The following is an 18,417-nucleotide window of genomic DNA, read 5'->3' as shown; positions in this document are numbered from 1 at the left end:
GACCAGCGCGCTCAGTGCCGAGCGCGCTGGTCCGACCAGGCCCGCCACAGCGTGGCGTACGGGCCGTCCCGCTCGATGAGCTCGCGGTGGGTGCCCGCCTCGACGATGCGCCCGGCCTCCATCACCACGACCCGGTCCGCGGTCACCGCCTGGGTGAGTCGGTGCGCCACGATCAGCGCGGTACGCCCCGCCAGAGCGGCGGTGGCCACCCGTTCGAGCAGCCGTGCCCCGGCACTCCCGGCCTCCGCGGTGGCCTCGTCCAGGATCGCCACCGGCGGATCGGCCAGGATCAGCCGGGCGAACGCCAACTGCTGGGCCTGCGCCGCGGTGAGGACGTGCCCGCCCGCACCGACCTCGGTGTGCAGGCCGTCGGGCAGTTGCCGCACCCAGCCCAACGCCTGCACCCGGTCCAGGGCGGCGCTCACCTCGTCGTCGGTGGCGTCCGGGCGGGCCAGCCGCAGGTCGTCGACGAGGGGCCCGGCGAAGACGTGCACCTCCTGGGTGATCAGTGCGACCTCGCCGGCCGGCACCGCGACGCTCCCGCCGCCGGGTGGGTGCACCCCGGCGATCACCTTGGCGAGAGTGGTCTTGCCGGCGCCGCTGCTGCCCACCAGGGCGACTCGCTCACCACGGGCGATGGTCAGGTCGACGTCGTGCAACACCTGCCGGTCCGGCCGGTACGCGAAGTCCAGCCCGCGGACCACCACCGCGTCCGGGCCGTCGCCGGCGCGGGCCCGCTGCCGTACCGGCGGGGTCAGGTCGGCGACCCCGACCAGCCGATCCAGCCCCGAGGCGGCGGCCTGGGCGTCGTCGACCAGGGCGAGCGCCACGTTGATCGGGCCGAACAGGCCGTGAAAATACAGCGCCGCCGCGGTCGCCGTGCCGATGCTCACCGCGTCCCCGCGGACGAGGAAGAAGCCGGTGCCGAGGACGGCGGCGAGCCCGAGGAACTCGGCGACGTGCAGCCGGGCGTAGAACCGGGTCTGCAACGCGACGCCCCGCAGCAGCAGGTCCACCGCCTGCTGGGACTTGGTGGCGACCCGCTCCCGGTGCTCGTCGGCGATCCGGAACGCGCGGATGGTGGACGCGCCGTCGATCGTCGCGAGCAGGTGGTGCTGCTGCGCGGCGACGGCGACCCGCTGCCGGGCGTAGAGCGGGACGGCGCGGCGGGCGTACCAGCGCACCGTGTGTGCCTGCACCGGCACCGCGATCAGCGCCGCGACCAGGAAACGCCAGTCGAGCACGGCCATCCCGGCCAGGGTGAGCACGATGGTCAGCAGGGCGCGGGTGAACTCGGGGACCGCGCTGCGGGCCGCCTCCGCGATCACGGCGACGTCGTTGGTGACTCGGGAGGTGAGGTCACCGGTCCCGGCGCGCTCGACCTGCTCCAGGGGAAGGTGCAGCGCCGAGGAGACGAACCGCTCCCGCAGTCGGGCCAGTACGCCCTCGCCGACCTGCGCGAGCAGGGCGATACCGAACCCGGCCAACGCCGCCTCGACGACCGCACCGGCCACCAGCCCGGCGCCGGTGAGGACGACGTCAGCGGTGCTGCCTCCGCCGGTGGCCAGGTCGACGATGCGCCCCAGCAGCGGCGGGCCCACCAGCCCGGCCGCGGTGCCGGCGACCAGCAGGGCGAGTGCCCCGGCCAGCCGGGACCGTTGCGGACGCACCAGCTCCCGCAACTGGGCCAGGGTGCGACGTCCGGTCGCGATCGGCAGCAACGTCGTCGAGTCGGTGGTCATGCGAGCACGGTCTCTCGGTAGGTGTCGTCCTCGGCGACCAGGTCGCCGTGCGCGCCGGCGGTGCGGACGGCGCCGTCGTGGACGACGATCACCCGGTCGGTCACCGCGAGCAGCGCCGGGCTGGCGGTGATCAGGATCGTGGTACGTCCGTCCCGCATCGCCCGCAGTCGCCCGGCGATGCGGGACTCGGTCGCCGCGTCGACGGCGGTGGTCGGGTCGTGCACGACGAGCACCGGCGGTTCGCCGGCCAGGGCCCGGGCGAGCGCGATGCGCTGCCGTTGCCCGCCGGAGAGCGAACGGGCCCGGTCGTCGAGCACCGTGTCCAGTCCGTCGGGCAGGCCGCGGGCCACCTCGTCGGCGTCCGCCGCGGTCACCGCGGCGTCGACGCTTGCCGGGACGGCCCGCCCGGCGAGCGAGACGGCGGCGCGGACGGTGTCGTCGAACAGGTCGGTCTGATGGTCCACGGCCAGCACCACGGCCCGCAGGTGGTCCGGCGCGAGGTCGGCGAGCGGTACGCCGTCCAGTGCGATCACCCCGGCGGCCGGATCACGGACCCGCCCGAGCAGCCGCACCAGCTCGGCCGCCTCGGCCGGGTCGGTGGCCACGATCCCGACCACCTCGCCGGGGGCGATCTCCAGGTCGAGTCCGCGCAGCGGTGGGCTGTGCACCCCGCGCAGCGCGAGCCCGCCCCGGGCCGGCGTGACCGGGTTCGCCGTGCCGTCGGGCACCGCGACTGGCGCGTCCAGGACGGCGGCGACGCGGCGGGCGGACGCGCGGCCCTGCGCGAGGTCGGCACCCACCCAGCCGAACGTGGACATCGGACCGACCAGGAACTGCGCCAGGCCGAGCGAGGAGATGAGCTGACCGACGCTGATCTGCCCGTGCAGTGCGAGGATTCCGCCGATGACCGCGATGACCGCCAGGAACGTCCCGCTGAGCGTGAGCACCAGCCCCTGGTACGCGGCCTCGGCGCGCGCCGCTCGTACGGTCGCCGCCAACGCACTGCGGCTGCGCTGCGCGTACCTGTCGACCGCCGCCGTCTCGGCCCGCAGGCCCTTGACCACGCGCAGGCCGCTGACCAGGTCGGCGGCGATGCCGGAGGCGTGCGCGCTGTGCTCCTGCTCCGTTTCGCTGCGCTCCTCCAGCGGCTTGCCGAACAGGCGGGTGAGCAGCAGCAGCGGCGGGGTGCCCAGCAGCACCACCAGCCCGAGTGGCAGCGAGATGGACAGCAGCAGGACCGCCGCGAGGACCAGGCCGACGACCGCGGCCACGCCGGAGACGACGGCGATGGCGACCGCGCCGACCCGGGCCGCGTCGCTTGTCGCGATGGACACCAGGGCACCGGGCAGCCGGTCGGCCTCCGCGCCGCCGCGCTCGTGCAACACCCGCCGGGTCACCCGTAGCCGCAGGTCGTGCGCCGCCTGTTCGGCGGCCCGTTCGCCGGTACGCTCGCCGTACCGGTAGCTGTAGCTCAGGCCGACGTAGACGGCGGCCAGCACACCCAGCCAGAGGGCCAGGCTGCCGACGCCGCCGTCCACCGCCCGGTCGATGATCACACCGATCAGGAACGGCACCGCGGCTTCCCCGGCCTGGTGGCCGGTGATCAGAAGCGTGCTCAGCGAGATGAGCCGCCGCTGCCTGCCGAGCGTGTCGGTGAGCAGGCTGCGCCCGCCGGTCACGCGGGAACCCGGTCGACCGCCGCGACGACGCCGGCGCGGGCCAGTCGACGCCGCTGCCGCCCGGCCGGGACCACCATCGGGGTGTCCGTCTCCGGGTCGGTCATCACCCGGCAGGGCATCCCGAAGACCATCTCCACCAGCTCGGCCGTCATCACCTCGGCGGGCGGGCCCTGGGCGAGAACCCGGCCCTCCCGCATCACGACCAGCTCGGTGGCGTACCGGCAGGCGTGGTTGAGGTCGTGCAGGACGGCGACCACCGTCCGGCCCTGCTCGTGCAGGTCGGCGCAGAGGTCCAGCACCTCGAACTGGTGCGACAGGTCGAGGAACGTGGTCGGTTCGTCGAGCAGCAGGATCGGCGTCTGCTGGGCCAGCGCCATCGCCAGCCAGACCCGCTGCCGCTGACCACCGGAGAGTTCGTCGACGAACCGGTCGGCCAGCTCGGTCACCTCGGTCTGGCGCATCGCGTCGGCGACCGCCGCCTCGTCCTGCGGCGACCACTGCCGCAGCAGGCGCTGGTGGGCGAAGCGACCCCGGGCGACCAACTCCTCCACCACGATCCCGCCGGGCGCGACCGACGACTGCGGCAGCATGCCGAGCTGCCGGGCCACCTGCTTGGACGGCTGCGACGCGATGGTCTGACCATCCAGGTAGACGGCACCGGACTGGGGCTTGAGCACCCGGGCCAGGGACCGCAGCAACGTCGACTTGCCGCAGGCGTTGGGGCCGACGATGACGGTGAACGACCCGTCGGTGATCTGGACGTCGAGGTCCCGGACGACCACCCTCTTGTCGTACGCCAGGGTCAGGGCGTCGGCCCGCAGCCGCGACTCGGTCATCGCTGTGCTCCTTGTCCGCCGTTACGTCGCTCGTGGAAGAGCAACCAGGTCAGGTAGATGCCGCCCAGGGCGGCGGTGACGAGACCGACCGGGACGTCGTCATCGGCCAGGAGACGCTGGGCCACCCAGTCGCTCGCCGTCAACAGGGCGGAGCCCATCAGCGCGGCCGGCAGAATCCCGGCGTTCGGCGAGCGGGTCAGCCGCGCCGCCAACGGTGGCGCGGCGAGGGCGACGAACGCGATCGGCCCGGCCGCGGCGGTGGCACCGGCCGCGAGCCCGACGCCGGCCAGCGCGAGCACCACCCTGCTGCGTTCGACGGGTACGCCGTGCAGCATCGCGGACTCGTCGCCCAGAGCCAGCATGTCGAGCTGCCGGCCGTGGTAGAGCGCGACCGGCAGCAGCACCGCGACGGCCACGGCGACGAGCGTCACCTCGGTCCAGCCGGGGCCGTTGACGCTGCCGATCAACCAGACCTGGGCGGCGATCGCCTCGTCCAGTCGGCTGCGGTAGATCAGGAACGAGTTGAACGAGTCGAGCAGCGCGGCCACTCCGACGCCCATCAGCACCAGCCGGAACGGCTGCACCCCACGGCGGAACGCGAGCAGGTAGATGGCGACCGAGGTGGCCAGGCAGCCGACGATCGCACCGGCGGCGACCTGGAAGCCGCTGCCGTTGAACAGCAGCAGGACGATCAGCGCGCCGGTCGCCGCGCCCACCGTCAGGCCGACGAAGTCGGGGCTGCCCAGGGGATTGCGGGTCAGCCCCTGGAAGATCGTGCCGCTCGCGCCCAGGGCCGTGCCGACCAGCAGCGTGATCAGCACGCGGGGCAGCCGCAGCTCCTGCACGATGAAGTCGGTGCCCGGGTCACCCTGACCGACGAGGCTGCGCAGCACGTCGGACACGGGGATCGGGAAGTCGCCGCTGGAGAGGTTGACGAGCGCGACGCCAAGCGCCGCGAGCAGCAGCGCGGTGCCGGCGATCAGCGCGCGCAGGTGCACCCGCAGCGAGAGCGCGCCGCCCCGGCTGCGGATCACCAGGCGGGTGGTCCGTCCGGACGGGCGGAGCTGGAGCACCGGCCCGCTCACAGCGTGCTCAGCCGGCGTCGGCGGCACAGCGCGATGAACAGTGGTGCGCCCAGGAACGCGGTGACCACCCCGACCGGCAGCTCGGCCGGGGCCACCAGGACCCGCCCGAGCACGTCCGAGACGAGCAGCAGGGTGGGGCCGAGGACCAGCGAGTAGGCCAGGATCCAGCGGTGGTCCGAGCCGGTGAACATCCGGGCCGCGTAGGGGACGGCCAGGCCGACGAACCAGATCGGCCCGCAGGCGGCGGTGGCCGCACCGCACAACAGGGTGATCGTGATCATGCCGAGCACCCGGATCCGTCCCGGGTGGGCGCCGACCGAGGTGGCCGCGTCGTCGCCCATGCTCAGCGCGTTGAGTTGGCGGCCCAGCAGCAGCGCGAGCAGGACGCCGACCACCAGGAACGGCGCCAACTGCGTGATCGTGCTGGTCTCCCGGTCGGCGAGCGAGCCGACGTCCCAGTGCCGGTACCTGTCGAACGCCTCCCGGTGGGTCACCAGGATCGCCCAGATGCCGGCGCCGAGCACGGAGGTGAGCGAGACCCCGGCGAGGACCTGCCGTTCCGGGGTGGGTGCCCGGCCGGCGCCGCCGAGCGCGAAGACGGCCGCCGAGGTGAGCCCGGCGCCGGCGATGGCGAACCAGACGTACCCGTTCGCACTTGTCACCCCGAGCAGCGCGATGGCCAGCACGACGCCGGTGGACGCGCCCAGGCTGACCCCGAGCAGGCCGGGTTCGGCGAGCGGGTTGCGGGTGAGCGCCTGCATCACCGTGCCGGCCAGGCCCAGCGCCGCGCCCACGGCGAATCCGAGGATCGTGCGGGGCACCCGGAGCCGGTGCACGATCTCCGCGGCGGCGGAGCCGTCGTCGTGCCAGAGCACCTGCCAGACCGTGCCGAGGCCGAGTGAACGGCTGCCGACCGCGATGCTCAACGCCACGGCGGCGGCGAGGGCGACGACGCCGACGACGAGGCCGGCCCAGCGCCGACCGGAACGCGACAACGACTCGCGCGGCACCTTCTGGGGTGAAACGGTCCCGGGCTCCGGGCGGGTGCCGGTGCCTGGGGTCAACACGTGCTCCATCCGTCCACCCGTTCGCATTACTCAATTAGGTGAGGCTAACCTACACTCCCGTTCGAGGTCACCACCCTGGGGCCTCGCTGGCAGAAAGGAACAGCCGTGCGGCTTCCCTCAATCCGCCGGGGCGCGACTGTCGCTTCGACCGCGCTCCTGCTTCTCCTCGCGGCCTGCGGCGGTGGATCGGAGCCGTCGGCACCCTCCTCCGGCGCCGCCACCTCCAACGCCTTCCCGGTCTCGATCGAGCACAAGTTCGGCACCGCCACCATCCCGGCCGAGCCCAAGCGGATCGCCGTGGTCGGCCTGGTCGAGCAGGACGCCCTGCTGTCGCTGGGCGTCGTGCCGGTGGCGACCACCGAGTGGTTCGGCGAGAAGCCGGGCGCCATCTGGCCCTGGGCCGAGGCCGCACTGGGCACGGGGGCGAAGCCGCAGGTGCTCACCAACACCGACGGCATCCAGTTCGAGAAGGTGGCCGCCCTGCGGCCCGACCTCATCCTCGGCGTCTACTCGGGGCTGACCAGCGACGACTACGCGAAGCTGGCGAAGATCGCGCCGACCGTGGCGCAGCCGAAGGACTCCGTCGACTACGGGGTGTCCTGGCAGGACGTGACCCGTACCGTCGGCACCGCCGTCGGGCGCAAGGCCCAGGCGGACAAGGTCGTCACCGACGTCGAGGCCAAGTTCGCCGCGGTCCGCACGGCGAACCCGGCCTTCGCCGGCGCGACCGGCCTGATGGCCACCACCTACGAGGGCTACTACGTGTACGGCCCGCAGGACTCGCGCGGCCGGCTCCTCACCGACCTGGGCTTCACCCTGCCGTCCGGGCTGGCCGAGGTGACCGGCAAGGAGTTCGGCGCCAACCTCAGCCGGGAGCGCACCGACATGCTCGACACCGGCGTGCTGATCTGGCTCGTCGACAGCTACGACACCGACAAGGCGAAGGTGCAGGCCGACCCGCTCTACAGCAAGCTCAAGGTCAAGACCGAGGGTCGCGACATCTACCTGGAGAACGAGGAGCTGGTCGGTGCCGCGACCTCGTTCATCACCCCGTTGAGCCTGCCGTTCCTGCTGGAAAAGCTCGTTCCGCAACTCACCGCGGCGGTGGACGGCAACCCCGCCACGGCGGTGCAGCGGCCCGCTGCCTGACGATCGGGGCGGGGAACTGGACCTGACGGAACGGTTCCCCGCCCGACGGATCGCGCTTGACATGTATCCGTGACGGATATAGTTTCGACTCATGGCAAGCACCAGAGGCGGCGGACCCCTCACCCCTGCGGTGCTGCACATCCTGCTCGTGCTCTCGACCGAGGAACGCCACGGTTACGGGATCATGAAACAGGTCGAGTCCGACTCCCGGGGAAAAGTCAGGATGGGGCCGGGGACGCTCTACGGCTCGATCCGCCGGATGACCGAGGCGGGCTTGATCCGCGAGAGCGACAAGAAGATCGACCCGACCCTGGACGATGAGCGCCGCGTCTACTACGGCATCACCGCGCTCGGCCGACAGACCCTCGCGGCGGAATTGCAGCGATACCACCACGTCGTCGCGGTCGCTCACGAACGCTCCCTCCTGCCCAGGGCGACGGGTGCCTGACCATGGACGGTCAGGCACGATATCGACGCTGGTACCGCAGGCTGCTCGGTCTCTATCCGCGGCCGTACCGGGACCGTTTCGCCGCCAGCATGGAGCAGACGTTCGTCGACCTCTGCCGGGACCGGGCCGCGACCGAGGGCCGTGGACGTGGCACCTTCATCCTCTGGCTCTTCACCGAGACGTTCACCGGCATCATCCGGGAACGCGCGACGGACCTTGCGAGGTTGACCATGGCCAGGAACGCGACAACCGTCTTCAGGATCGTCAAGTACCTCGCGCTGGCCACCGGCGGCCTGATGGTGGCGGGGGTCGCCACGGTCATGGTGCTGGCGCGCGGCACCGGCGAGGACATCACCGGCGTCGTGGCGCCGGCACTGCTGCTCGTTCTTCTCTCGGTGGTGGCCGCCGTCGTCGCGGCCATCCTGCAGGGCGCGAGCGATCGTCGCCGGCACCGGGCGGGCGACAACCTGGCCGGCTGACGCCGCATCGCCCAAGTTGGACGGCCGCGACGCACGTCGGCGGTGATCGAAGCTCCGGCCTGGGCGCGCACCCGGGCCGGAGCTTCGATCTTCACGACGATCGTGCAGCGTGTCAGCAGGTGGCGTTCAGGCCGGCCCAGTCGGCGCGGTCGTTGTAACCGCCGTCGCCGCCGTCGCCAACCAGCAGGTCGAGCACCCGGACACCGGTCAGGTCGACGTCGACCTGACGGACGTCGTCACGGGTCAGCACGCCGCTGTCGAACAGGACCCGCCCGTCGCCGACCACCTGGAAGGTCGAGGTGGCTCCCTCGGGGCCGACGTTGCGGACCGCGTCGTCCAGGCCGACGGTCGCGGTCAACCTGTCGCACCTGTCGCCCAGGTAGTAACGGACCGTGGAGGGTGCGGCGACGCCGAGGCCGGTCGGGTACACCTGGCCGACCATGCTGATCGGTGACCCGCCGCCGACGCTCTGGTCGACGGTCGGGGTCATCCAACCGCTGGTGGCGCTGACCCAGGTGTGGTGGGACAGCACGACGGCACCGGTCGGCGGCGCCGGTGCGACCACCACCGTCGACACCGACGTCTGGCGCGTCGTGCCGCGCCCCACCACGTCGTACGACGTGGTGGCGGTCAATGTGGCGTCCCCGGCAGCGGCGGTGGCCGGCAGGGTCACCGTGAAGGCGAAGGTGGTGGACCGACCCGGGGCGAGCACGAGCGGCGCCGGGCTGAGCGACCGAACCGTCCAGCCGGTCGGCGCGGCGAGACCAACCTGCGGCATGAGCACGGGCAGCAGGCCGTCGTTGCGGACGACAACCTCGACCCGCGTCTGGTCACCGCCGCCGACCACTGGTGCGGTCCCCTCCGGCGTGGCGGAGTCACCGACCTTCGTGACCTGCGGAAGGCCGGCGGTCACGTGCGGAACACCCGGCAGACCGCGCGCCGGGGCGACCCGGAGCAGTGCGGCACCGTGCGGCGGCACCGCGGCACTGAGCGTGCCCGCGCTCTCGGTGACCTGGTTGGTCCACGCGTTGCGCACGGTGAAGCGGGCGCCGGACAGGCCGACGGACGACGCGTTCGCGGTAATGATCTTCGAGCTCTCACCGCGGTTGAGCAGCACCACGGCCCGGTCACCGTTGGCCAGGCGCTTGACCCAGGTCTCGGTCGTGCCGGCGGCACCGACGCGGACGGCCTGGACACCGGCCGGGTCCTGGTTGATCGCCAGGACCTCGGGGTCGGTGAGCGCGTCGATCGACGCCTGGTTGAGCTTGCGGATGTCACTGCCGATCACCAGCGGCGCGGCGGCCGCGGACCAGAGCGTCATCTGCGTACGGAACTCCTCGTCGGACAGTCCGAGGTTGGGGCCGAGGTAGTCCGGGTCGTTGAAGTGACCGGGTCCGGCGACCTCGGGATGCCGCGCGTTCGCGTCGTAGTTGCGCAGCACGTCCTTGAACTTGATCTCGCCGACGAAACCCACGTCGGTGTAGGTCCGCCAGGACTGCGCGATCTGGGGGGCATAGCTCCAGGAGTACGTCGACTGCTGCTCCTGTGGGTAGTCGCCCCAGTCCGGAGAGGTCACCGGGTTGCACAGGTTGAAGATGATCTGTCGCTTGCTGGCGTTGTTCCGCAGCGCCTGGGCGAACTCGGTGTAGGCGGTCTTCGGGTCCAGGTCGGCGGCGATCCCGCAGAGGAAGTCGACCTTCACCGCGTCGAACTCCAGGGCGGCGAACTGGTTCGCGTCGCGCTGGTAATAGCCGCCGCCGCTGCCGAGCCCACACTTGCCGGGGATGTACGGACCGGCGTCGGTGTAGATGCCCGCCTTCAGGCCCCTGGAGTGGATGTAGTCGACAAGCGGCTTGAGCCCGTTCGGGAAACGAGCCCGGTCGGCCCGCAGGTCACCGGCCGCCGTACGCGGCTCCGGGTCCTGCCAGCCGCCGTCCAGCCAGACGATGTCGTAGCCGGCCCGGGCCAGGCCACGGCTGACGATCGAGTCGGCGACCTCCCGGACGGACTGCTCGGAGAAGTCGCCGCCGAGGCCGAAGTAGGTGTTCCAGCCCTGGTAGGGCGTGGGGCTGAGCACCTGCTGGGGTGCGGGTTTGGTGGCGACCACGGCGTCGTTCGTGGCGGCGGCGTGGGCCGGGGCGGGCACGATCAGCAGGCTGGCCGTGACGGCGGTCAGAGTGGTGAACAGTTGTCGTCTCACACGGGTTCCTTCACAGCAGTGGGACACGCCCGTACTCCTGGGTTGTTTCGACCGATCTTGCAAGCCGTTACGCGCGGATGTCAATATTATTTAATAAATTATGTTCTTCGGCGTCCACGAGCTGGCCCTGCGCGGGTGCCGGGCCACGACGCCGGTGCCCGGCATCGGCGCCGCCCCTCGGTTGCGGGCCGGTGATTAGATGTGCTGATGGTTCCGTGGGAAGCGACACTGCTCGTCATCGCCGCGATCGGGTCGATCGGGATTGCGATCGGGGCCTGGTCCCAGGAGAAGCGCCGCTCGGTGACCCAGCTCGCGGCCGTCCAGCGGAAGCTCGACCTGATCATGGATCACCTCGGCATCGCCGATCCGGTGGAACCAGAGGTGGTCCGGCACCTGGAAGGCGGCCGGACGATCGAGGCCGTTCGCGCGTACCGCAAGCAGACCGGCACGAGCCTGATCGAGGCGAAGCAGGCGGTGGACCGCATCGCCGACAACCTCCGTCGCGGGCGGTAACGCGGCGATCGTTCGCCGGAACTGGGCTGTCGAACCTTCCGACCCATCAGTTGATCTTGCTCCACCGGCCGGACCCGGGCGTGACCTCCCACTCCGCAACAGGTCCGAAACTACCGGTTGATAATCCTGGAACCTTCTGCCAGCCTGAAGGCCATCGATAAGTGTGAACGTTAACATGATCATTTCAGCGCCGGACGCGGCATGCTGGCCACCGCTCACCGAGCGGGGCCTCCGCCTCGACCAGTGAACAGGATTGTCCTATCTCGCCACCGGAGGATCCGCGTGGTGTCCCGGACCCGTCCCACCGGGCGCACCCGACCACCAACGCTCGTTCTTTCCGGAACGGTCCCGAAAATTCTGCCCCCACCCACCACCAGGAGGTACCGACAGTGCGAGGACATGCACACCACCCACCACCCTCCGGAAACACCCGTGCCGACCGGCGGCCCTCCCGTCTTCGCGGGCGGCTGTTCACGATCGCCGCGGCCGGGATCGCGGCAGTGGTCGGGTTGTTCACCCTGACGGTGACGACCGGGTCGGCCTCGGCCGCCGACAACCCGTACCAGCGGGGCCCGGATCCCACCCGGACCAGCGTCACCGCCGTGAACGGCCCCTTCGCCAACACGTCGGTAAGCGTCCCGACCGGGTTCGGCTTCAACGGCGGCAGGATCTACTACCCCACCGACACCAGCCAGGGCACCTTCGGGGCCATCGCGATCTCGCCGGGTTACACCGCGTTGTTCTCCGCCGAACTGGCCTGGATGGGGCCGTGGCTGGCCTCCCACGGCTTCGTCGTGATCGGCATCGAGACCAACAGCCGCAACGACTTCGACACGGCCCGAGGCACCCAGTTGCTCGCCGCGCTGGACTACCTGACACAGCAGAGCCCGGTACGCGACCGGGTCGACCCCAACCGGTTGGCGGTCGCCGGCCACTCGATGGGCGGCGGTGGCGCGCTGAGCGCGGCCATCCGGCGCCCGTCGTTGAAGGCAGTGGTCGGCATCGCGCCATACTCGCCCTCGTCGAACCTGGCCAACGACCGGGTGCCCACGATGATCTTCGCTGGGCAGGCGGACACGGTGGTCACCCCGTCCTACGCCACCGGCCTGTACAACAGCCTCCCGACCACGACGGAGAGCGTCTACCTGGAGGTCGCCGGCGCGGATCACGGGTTTATGGTCGGGCGGTCGAACCCGGTGATGGTCCGGACCATGCTGCCGTTCGTCAAGATGTTCGTCGACAACGACACCCGGTACAGCCAGTTCCTCTGCCCGCTGCTGGACAACAGCGGCGTGGTCACCTACCGCAGCACCTGCCCGTTGCTGCCCTCGACGCCGACCAGCCCGACGGCGACCCCCACCAACACACCCACCCCCACCAACACGCCGACCCCCACCACCTCGCCCAGCGTCCCGCCCACCTCCGCCAGCGAGATCGTCGGCACGCAGTCCGGCCGCTGCGTGGACGTGCCCAACGCCTCCCACAACAACGGCACCCGGGTCCAGCTCTGGGGCTGCAACAAACAGTCCAACCAGGCGTGGACCTACACCTCGGGCAAACAACTACAGGTGTACGGCAACATGTGCCTGGACGCGGCGGGCACCGGCAACGGCGCGGCGGTCCAGATCTACGGCTGCCACAGCCAGACCAACCAACAGTGGAACGTCAACTCCAACGGCACCATCAGTAACGTGCAGTCCGGCCGCTGCCTGGACGTCTGGAGCACCGCCAACGGCGCCCAGATCCAGCTGTACGACTGCCACGGACAGACCAACCAGCAGTTCAGGCTCGCGCCCCTGGCCTGATGATCGTGTCCGGGCGGGCTCGGCGGTGTGCCGAGCCCGCCCGGATCGCAGGGGCCGCCCTGCCGAATTTCAATCGACAGCCGTCAATGACAGTCGAGTACAATTTTCGCGGGGTAGGTGGCACGGGTCGTTGGTGGGTGAGCGGAATACCGTCTGGCGTCGCACCGTTTGGGTCGGCGCTCACTCGCCACCCAAGGAGGACTCGTGACCGAGGCAGCCCCCCTCGACGACACCGTTGACGATCTTTTGGTGCTGGACGCCGACCAACTGGCGCAGCCACACGAGTTCTACAAGGTGCTCCGCGAGCAACGACCGGTCGTGCGCATCGTCGTCCCGTCCGGGATCCGGGCCTGGTTGGTCACCCGTCACCAGGATGCCCGGGCCGTGCTCGCCGATCCGCGACTGGCGAAGAACAGCGCGTCGGTCGTCCGCCTGATGGAACGCCACACCGACCCGGACAAGTTCCACAATGTGGTCAAGTCGGCCGCTCACCACATGCTCAACAGCGACCCGCCGGACCACACCAGGCTGCGGCGCCTGGTCAGCAGGGCGTTCACCACGCGCGGCATCGCGCACTACCGCCCGCGGATCGAGCAGATCGCCGACGAGTTGCTGGACGCCGTGGCGGCCGAGGCGGCCGGCAACGGCGGCGAGATCGACCTGCTGGACAGCTTCGCGTTTCCCCTTCCGATAGCCGTGATCACCGAACTGCTGGGTGTGCCACTCGAACAGCGAGACGCGTTTCGGGAGTGGTCGAACGGGATCCTGTCCGGCCGACCCTCACCAACGCGCAGGTACGAGGACCTGGCCGCCTATCTCGGCAGGCTCATCGACGACAAGCGACGCCGTCCCGGTCCGGATGTGCTCTCGATGTTCGTCGCCACCGACGGCACCGACGCGCTGTCCGACCAGGAGGCGCTCGACATGGTGCTCCTGCTCCTGATCGCCGGGCACGAGACCACCGTCAACCTGATCGGCAACGGCGTCCTGGCGCTGCTGCGCCACCCCGAGCAGATGGCCGCCCTGCGGGCCGACCCCACCCGCACCCCGCAGGCGGTGGAGGAGTTGCTGCGCTACGACGGACCGTTCAACATGGCCACCCTCCGCTACACCACCGAGCCGATCGTGCTCAGCGGAACGACGATCCCCGCCGACGAGTTCGTCCTCGTCGCGCTGACCTCGGCCAACCGTGACGCCGATCAGTACCCGGACCCGGACCGACTCGACATTCGTCGGGAGGGGGGCAACCTCGCCTTCGGGCACGGCATCCACTACTGCCTCGGCGCCCCGCTGGCCCGTCTCGAAGGTGAGATCGCCCTCAACGCGCTGCTGGCCCGATTCCCGCAGCTGACGCTGGCCCGGGAGCCCGAAGAGCTCGGCTGGCGTTCCGGCACCCTCGTCCGGGGCCTGCTCACGCTCCCCCTCCGCATCGGCGTCTGACCTCCGCGCCCGCACGTCGTACCCGCCCTGGCGCCTGCCCGGCGGCGGCCGCCGCCGGGTCGGTTCGGCGGCGAAACCGTGGGCTGAAAACGGGCGCTACGCCCCCCGCCAGCCCGGGGACGGAATTAACCGAAACTTTTCATAAATCGCGTCGCATCGTCTCCGGTAAATGCATTGCCATGCCCCAGAACTAAAAGATCCCCTAGCCCTCCGCACCGCACACTGTTACTCGGCGGTGCCGGGAATTCCCCCACGCGCCGCCGAGTGCAGCGCTTCCGGAAGCACGAGTGCGAACGCACCGAGGACACGGGGGGCACAGTCGTGACGGCACGCCCGCAGACGATCAACGAGCTGCTCCGCCAGCGCGCCGAGCGCCAACCCGACCGCCTCGCCTTCCGGTTCCTCGACCACGTGGGGTCCGCGCCGCCCGTCGTGCACGAGTTGACCTACGGCGGGCTCGAAGCCCGCGTCCGGGATGTCGCGGCCGTGCTCAGCCAGGCGGCGAAGCCCGGTGACCGGGTTCTCCTGCTGTGCCCACCGGGCCTCGACTACGTCACCTCCTTCCTCGCCTGCCTCTACGCGGGGCTCGTGGCGGTTCCCGCGTACCCACCGGTCGCCTCGGGGCGCCACGACCGGATCGAGGCGATCGCGCGAGACTGCGGGCCCACCATCGTGCTGTCCGACGAGCCGCCACCGGACGCGACGCAGCCGAATCGCCTGCCGGCCGACCTGGCCGGGCAGGTCGGCTCGTCGTTGCGGCAGGCGCGTTGGCTGTCCGTCCGACACGATGTCGCCGAGGGCTCCGGGCGGGACTGGCAGCCCCCCGGCTCGACGGGTGCCGCACTGGCGTTCCTCCAGTACACCTCGGGCTCGACCGGCATGCCCAAGGGTGTGCGGGTCTCCCACGGCAATCTGCTGGCCAACGCCCGATCGACCGAGAGTCGCCTCGCCTTCAACCCCGACATGCACGGTGTCAGCTGGATTCCGCTCTACCACGACATGGGGCTGCTCTCGGGCCTGGTCTTCCCGTTGTTCTCCGGGTTTCCGTCGACACACCTGGCGTCGATGGCCTTCGTCCGGTCGCCGCTGCGCTGGTTGGAGGCCATCACGCGGTACGGCGGGGTCGTGAGTTTCGCACCGAACTTCGCGTACCAGATGTGTGTCGATCGCATCGACGAACAGGCCAGGCAGCATCTCGACCTGTCGACCTGGACGCGAGCGGTCAACGGGGCCGAACCCGTTCGGATGACCACACTCGACGCCTTCGCACGCACCTTCGCCGGCTGCGGTTTCCGCAGGTCCAGTCTCATTCCCGGTTACGGCCTGGCGGAGAGCACTCTCGTCGTGTCGACGAACGCGGTCGGTGCCGATCCGGTCGTGCGCTACGTCGCCAAGGACGAGCTCGAAGCGGGCCGGGTGTTGCCGCCGACAGACCCGGCGCGGGCGCGGGCGCTGGTCAGCTCGGGGCGTCCGCTGTCCGGCACCACTGTGGAGATCGTCGATCCGGCGACCGGCCGCCGTGCCGGTGCGGGCCGGGTGGGAGAGATCTGGCTTCGCAGCAAGAGCGTGACCGGCGGATACCTCGACAACCCGGAGGCCACCGCACGGGCGTTCCACAACACCATCGGCACCGGGAAGCAGCGGTACCTGCGTACCGGGGACCTCGGCGCGCTGCTCGACGGCGAGCTGTACGTCACGGGTCGCGTGGACGACATGATGATCTTCTGGGGACGCAACGTCCATCCCCACGACATCGAGGCCACCAGCATCGACAGCGATCCCGCGCTCGCCTCGACGCGGTGCGCCGCGTTCGCGGTCGAGGCCGCTGGCGAACCCTCGCTCGTGGTGGTCCAGGAGTTGCCTCGACGTCGGCTCGACCCCGCCGAGCACGGCCGGATCGCCGCGACCATCCGACGCCGGATCTCCGACGAGCACCAGTTGGCCGCCGACGCGATCGTGCTCGTCCGCCCGGGTGCTCTCCCGACGACGTCGAGCGGCAAGATCCAGCGCCGCGCCGCTCGGGCCAGGTACCTCGACGGCGACTACCCGCCTCCGGTGCCCATTGCCAGCGACCACGACGAGGCGACCCGGCCGGGGGCGCCGCTCGACGTCACCACCGCCGGCGACGAGGTCACGCCGCCCGCCACGTCGCCGGACCAGGTCACCGTCGCCGGCTCGCGGACCTGGACGCCGGCCGACATCGAGAGCCAGCTACGACTGCTGATAGCGGAGTCCGCACACTGCGCCGTGCGGGACGTCTCGCCGAACGAGTCGTTCACGTACTTCGGTCTGGCCTCGGTGCAGGCGGTAGGAATCGCGGAGAAGCTGTCCAGGCGGCTCGGCCGTGACGTACCCGCCACCCTCGCCTGGGACCATCCGACCATCGCCGCCGCCGCTCGCGCGCTGGCGACGGCACCGACAGCGGCGCAGCGCGACGACTCCGCGCCCCCGGCGTCCGAGCCGATCGCGGTGGTGGGTATCGGGTGCCGCTTCCCCGGCGCCGACGGCCCCGAGGAATTCTGGCGACTACTCACCGAGGCACGCACCGCCATCACCCCCATCCCCACCGACCGCTGGGACAACGACCGCTACTACCACCCCGACCCCGACACCCCCGGCCACACCTACGCCCGCCACGGCGGCTTCCTCACCAACGTCCGCGGCTTCGACCCCACCATCTTCGGCATCACCCCCCGCGAAGCCGCCGCCATCGACCCCCAACACCGACTCATCCTCGAAACCACCTGGCACGCCCTCGAACACGCCCACCTACCCCCCCACCGCCTGCGCGGCACCAACACCGCCGTCTACATCGGAATGCGGTCTGGTGAATACGAGCGGATGAGCACCGAGAGCCCCGACTCGATCGACGAATACACGGCGATCGGGGTGTCGGCCAATTTCGCGGCGAACCGGGTGTCCTACGCGCTCGGCCTGGAAGGGCCCAGCCTGGTCGTGGACACCGCCTGCTCCTCCAGCCTGGTCGCCGTGCACCTCGCCTGCCAGGCACTACGCACCGGAGAAACCGACACCGCCATCGCCGGCGGCGCCAACCTCATCCTCTCCCCCGACGCCATGATCGCCCTCAGCAAAGGCCGCATGCTCTCCCCCACCGGCCGCTGCCACACCTTCGACCAACACGCCGACGGCTACGTCCGCGGCGAAGGCTGCGGAATCATCGTCCTACGCCGCCTGAGCACGGCGCTCGCGCTGCAGGACCGTGTCCTCGCCGTCATCCGGGGCAGCGCGGTCAACCAGGACGGTCGAAGCAACGGCCTGACCGCACCGAGCGGTGCGGCGCAGGAGCGTGTCGTGCTGAGCGCCCTGGCCGACGCGGGGGTCGAAGGACACCACATCGACTACGTCGAAACCCACGGCACCGGCACCACCCTCGGCGACCCCATCGAAATACGCGCCCTCACCCACACCCTCACCCCCCACCGACAACACCCACTCCACCTCGGCACCGTCAAAACCAACATCGGCCACCTCGAAGCCGCCGCCGGCATCGCCGGCCTCATCAAAACCATCCTCACCCTCCACCACCGCACCATCCCACCCCACCCCACCACCATCACCCCCAACCCCCACATCCCCTGGAACCCCCACCTCACCATCCCCACCACCCCCACACCCCTCACCACACCCACCCCCACCGCCGCCACCAGCAGCTTCGGATTCGGCGGCACCAACGCCCACATCATCACCCAACACCACACCCCACCCCACCCACCACCAACCACCCCACCCACCACCACCACCCACCACACCATCACCCTCTCCGCCACCACCCCCACCGCCCTCACCACCACCGCCACCCACCTCCTCCACCACCTCCACCACACCCCCACCCCCCTCACCCACCTCGCCTACACCACCACCCACACCCGCACCCACCACCCCCACCGCGCCGCCATCACCACCACCAACCCCACCCACCTCACCCACGCCCTCACCGCCCTCACCACCAACAC

At 70.9% G+C, this 18,417-nt stretch carries 13 protein-coding genes; 7 read left to right on the top strand and 6 right to left on the bottom strand.

Going from position 1 to position 18,417, the window contains the following annotated elements; translation table 11 throughout:
- Positions 1–11 precede the first annotated feature (11 nt).
- Genes AB0B14_RS14735 through AB0B14_RS14715 form a run of 5 tightly spaced genes read right to left on the bottom strand, consistent with a single transcriptional unit; the run spans position 12 to position 6,418 of the window.
- Complete coding sequence (locus AB0B14_RS14735) at positions 12–1,742, bottom strand: ABC transporter ATP-binding protein (RefSeq protein WP_357522709.1); 1,731 nt, start codon at positions 1,740–1,742, stop codon at positions 12–14.
- Positions 1,739–3,421: an ABC transporter ATP-binding protein gene (locus tag AB0B14_RS14730; protein WP_357522708.1), complete on the bottom strand. Its 1,683-nt coding sequence runs from the start codon at positions 3,419–3,421 to the stop codon at positions 1,739–1,741. Before AB0B14_RS14730 ends, AB0B14_RS14735 begins: the two co-directional genes overlap by 4 nt.
- The gene (locus tag AB0B14_RS14725; protein WP_357522707.1) at positions 3,418–4,257 is read right to left on the bottom strand and encodes an ABC transporter ATP-binding protein; all 840 of its coding nucleotides are present in this window, start codon (positions 4,255–4,257) and stop codon (positions 3,418–3,420) included. The genes AB0B14_RS14730 and AB0B14_RS14725 overlap by 4 nt, the downstream gene beginning before the upstream one ends.
- The gene (locus tag AB0B14_RS14720; protein WP_357522706.1) at positions 4,254–5,342 is read right to left on the bottom strand and encodes an iron chelate uptake ABC transporter family permease subunit; all 1,089 of its coding nucleotides are present in this window, start codon (positions 5,340–5,342) and stop codon (positions 4,254–4,256) included. The genes AB0B14_RS14725 and AB0B14_RS14720 overlap by 4 nt, the downstream gene beginning before the upstream one ends.
- Positions 5,339–6,418 carry an iron ABC transporter permease gene (locus AB0B14_RS14715; protein ID WP_357073320.1) on the bottom strand — a complete coding sequence of 360 codons (1,080 nt, stop codon included), beginning with the start codon at positions 6,416–6,418 and terminating at the stop codon, positions 5,339–5,341. The genes AB0B14_RS14720 and AB0B14_RS14715 overlap by 4 nt, the downstream gene beginning before the upstream one ends.
- A 96-nt stretch (positions 6,419–6,514) precedes the next feature.
- Here AB0B14_RS14715 and AB0B14_RS14710 point away from each other — a divergent pair, with 96 nt between their 5' ends.
- From AB0B14_RS14710 to AB0B14_RS14700, 3 genes are all read left to right on the top strand, one after another.
- On the top strand, positions 6,515–7,558 hold the full coding sequence (locus AB0B14_RS14710) for an iron-siderophore ABC transporter substrate-binding protein (protein WP_357522705.1): 1,044 nt from the start codon (positions 6,515–6,517) through the stop codon (positions 7,556–7,558).
- A gap of 91 nt (positions 7,559–7,649) precedes the next feature.
- Positions 7,650–8,006 carry a PadR family transcriptional regulator gene (locus tag AB0B14_RS14705; RefSeq protein ID WP_357522704.1) on the top strand — a complete coding sequence of 119 codons (357 nt, stop codon included), beginning with the start codon at positions 7,650–7,652 and terminating at the stop codon, positions 8,004–8,006.
- 2 nt (positions 8,007–8,008) lie between these two features.
- Entirely contained in the window at positions 8,009–8,485 is a 477-nt protein-coding gene (locus AB0B14_RS14700) for a hypothetical protein (protein ID WP_357073311.1), read from the top strand.
- 112 nt (positions 8,486–8,597) lie between these two features.
- Here AB0B14_RS14700 and AB0B14_RS14695 read toward each other — a convergent pair whose 3' ends face one another.
- Positions 8,598–10,685 (bottom strand): NPCBM/NEW2 domain-containing protein, encoded by a 2,088-nt coding sequence (locus AB0B14_RS14695; RefSeq protein WP_357522703.1) that lies wholly within the window; start codon positions 10,683–10,685, stop codon positions 8,598–8,600.
- Positions 10,686–10,892: 207 nt separating this feature from the next.
- Between AB0B14_RS14695 and AB0B14_RS14690 the strand changes: the two genes are divergently transcribed.
- The 4 genes from AB0B14_RS14690 to AB0B14_RS14675 form a co-directional block, all read left to right on the top strand.
- Positions 10,893–11,198, top strand: coding sequence for a hypothetical protein (locus AB0B14_RS14690; protein ID WP_357073305.1), 306 nt, complete (start codon positions 10,893–10,895; stop codon positions 11,196–11,198).
- Between the two features lie 389 nt (positions 11,199–11,587).
- On the top strand, positions 11,588–13,003 hold the full coding sequence (locus AB0B14_RS14685; protein WP_357522702.1) for a ricin-type beta-trefoil lectin domain protein: 1,416 nt from the start codon (positions 11,588–11,590) through the stop codon (positions 13,001–13,003).
- Positions 13,004–13,207: 204 nt separating this feature from the next.
- A complete protein-coding gene (locus tag AB0B14_RS14680; RefSeq protein WP_357073300.1) occupies positions 13,208–14,443 on the top strand; it encodes a cytochrome P450 in 1,236 nt (411 codons plus the stop codon).
- 321 nt (positions 14,444–14,764) lie between these two features.
- The coding region (locus AB0B14_RS14675; RefSeq protein WP_357522701.1) for a beta-ketoacyl synthase N-terminal-like domain-containing protein at positions 14,765–18,417 on the top strand (3,653 nt) is incomplete at its 3' end.

The sequence above is a fragment of the Micromonospora sp. NPDC049171 genome, assembly GCF_040648275.1.
Classification (GTDB): Bacteria; Actinomycetota; Actinomycetes; order Mycobacteriales; family Micromonosporaceae; genus Micromonospora.
Note: the sequence above shows the minus strand (reverse complement) of the source record. Positions and strands in the feature narration are given on the sequence as shown.

Coding starts and splice junctions, on each gene's coding strand:
- AB0B14_RS14690 (WP_357073305.1), top strand. CDS start 10,893: ATGGTTCCGTGGGAAGCGACACTGCTCGTCATCGCCGCGATCGGGTCG.
- AB0B14_RS14735 (WP_357522709.1), bottom strand. CDS start 1,742: ATGACCACCGACTCGACGACGTTGCTGCCGATCGCGACCGGACGTCGC.
- AB0B14_RS14715 (WP_357073320.1), bottom strand. CDS start 6,418: ATGGAGCACGTGTTGACCCCAGGCACCGGCACCCGCCCGGAGCCCGGG.
- AB0B14_RS14705 (WP_357522704.1), top strand. CDS start 7,650: ATGGCAAGCACCAGAGGCGGCGGACCCCTCACCCCTGCGGTGCTGCAC.
- AB0B14_RS14725 (WP_357522707.1), bottom strand. CDS start 4,257: ATGACCGAGTCGCGGCTGCGGGCCGACGCCCTGACCCTGGCGTACGAC.
- AB0B14_RS14700 (WP_357073311.1), top strand. CDS start 8,009: ATGGACGGTCAGGCACGATATCGACGCTGGTACCGCAGGCTGCTCGGT.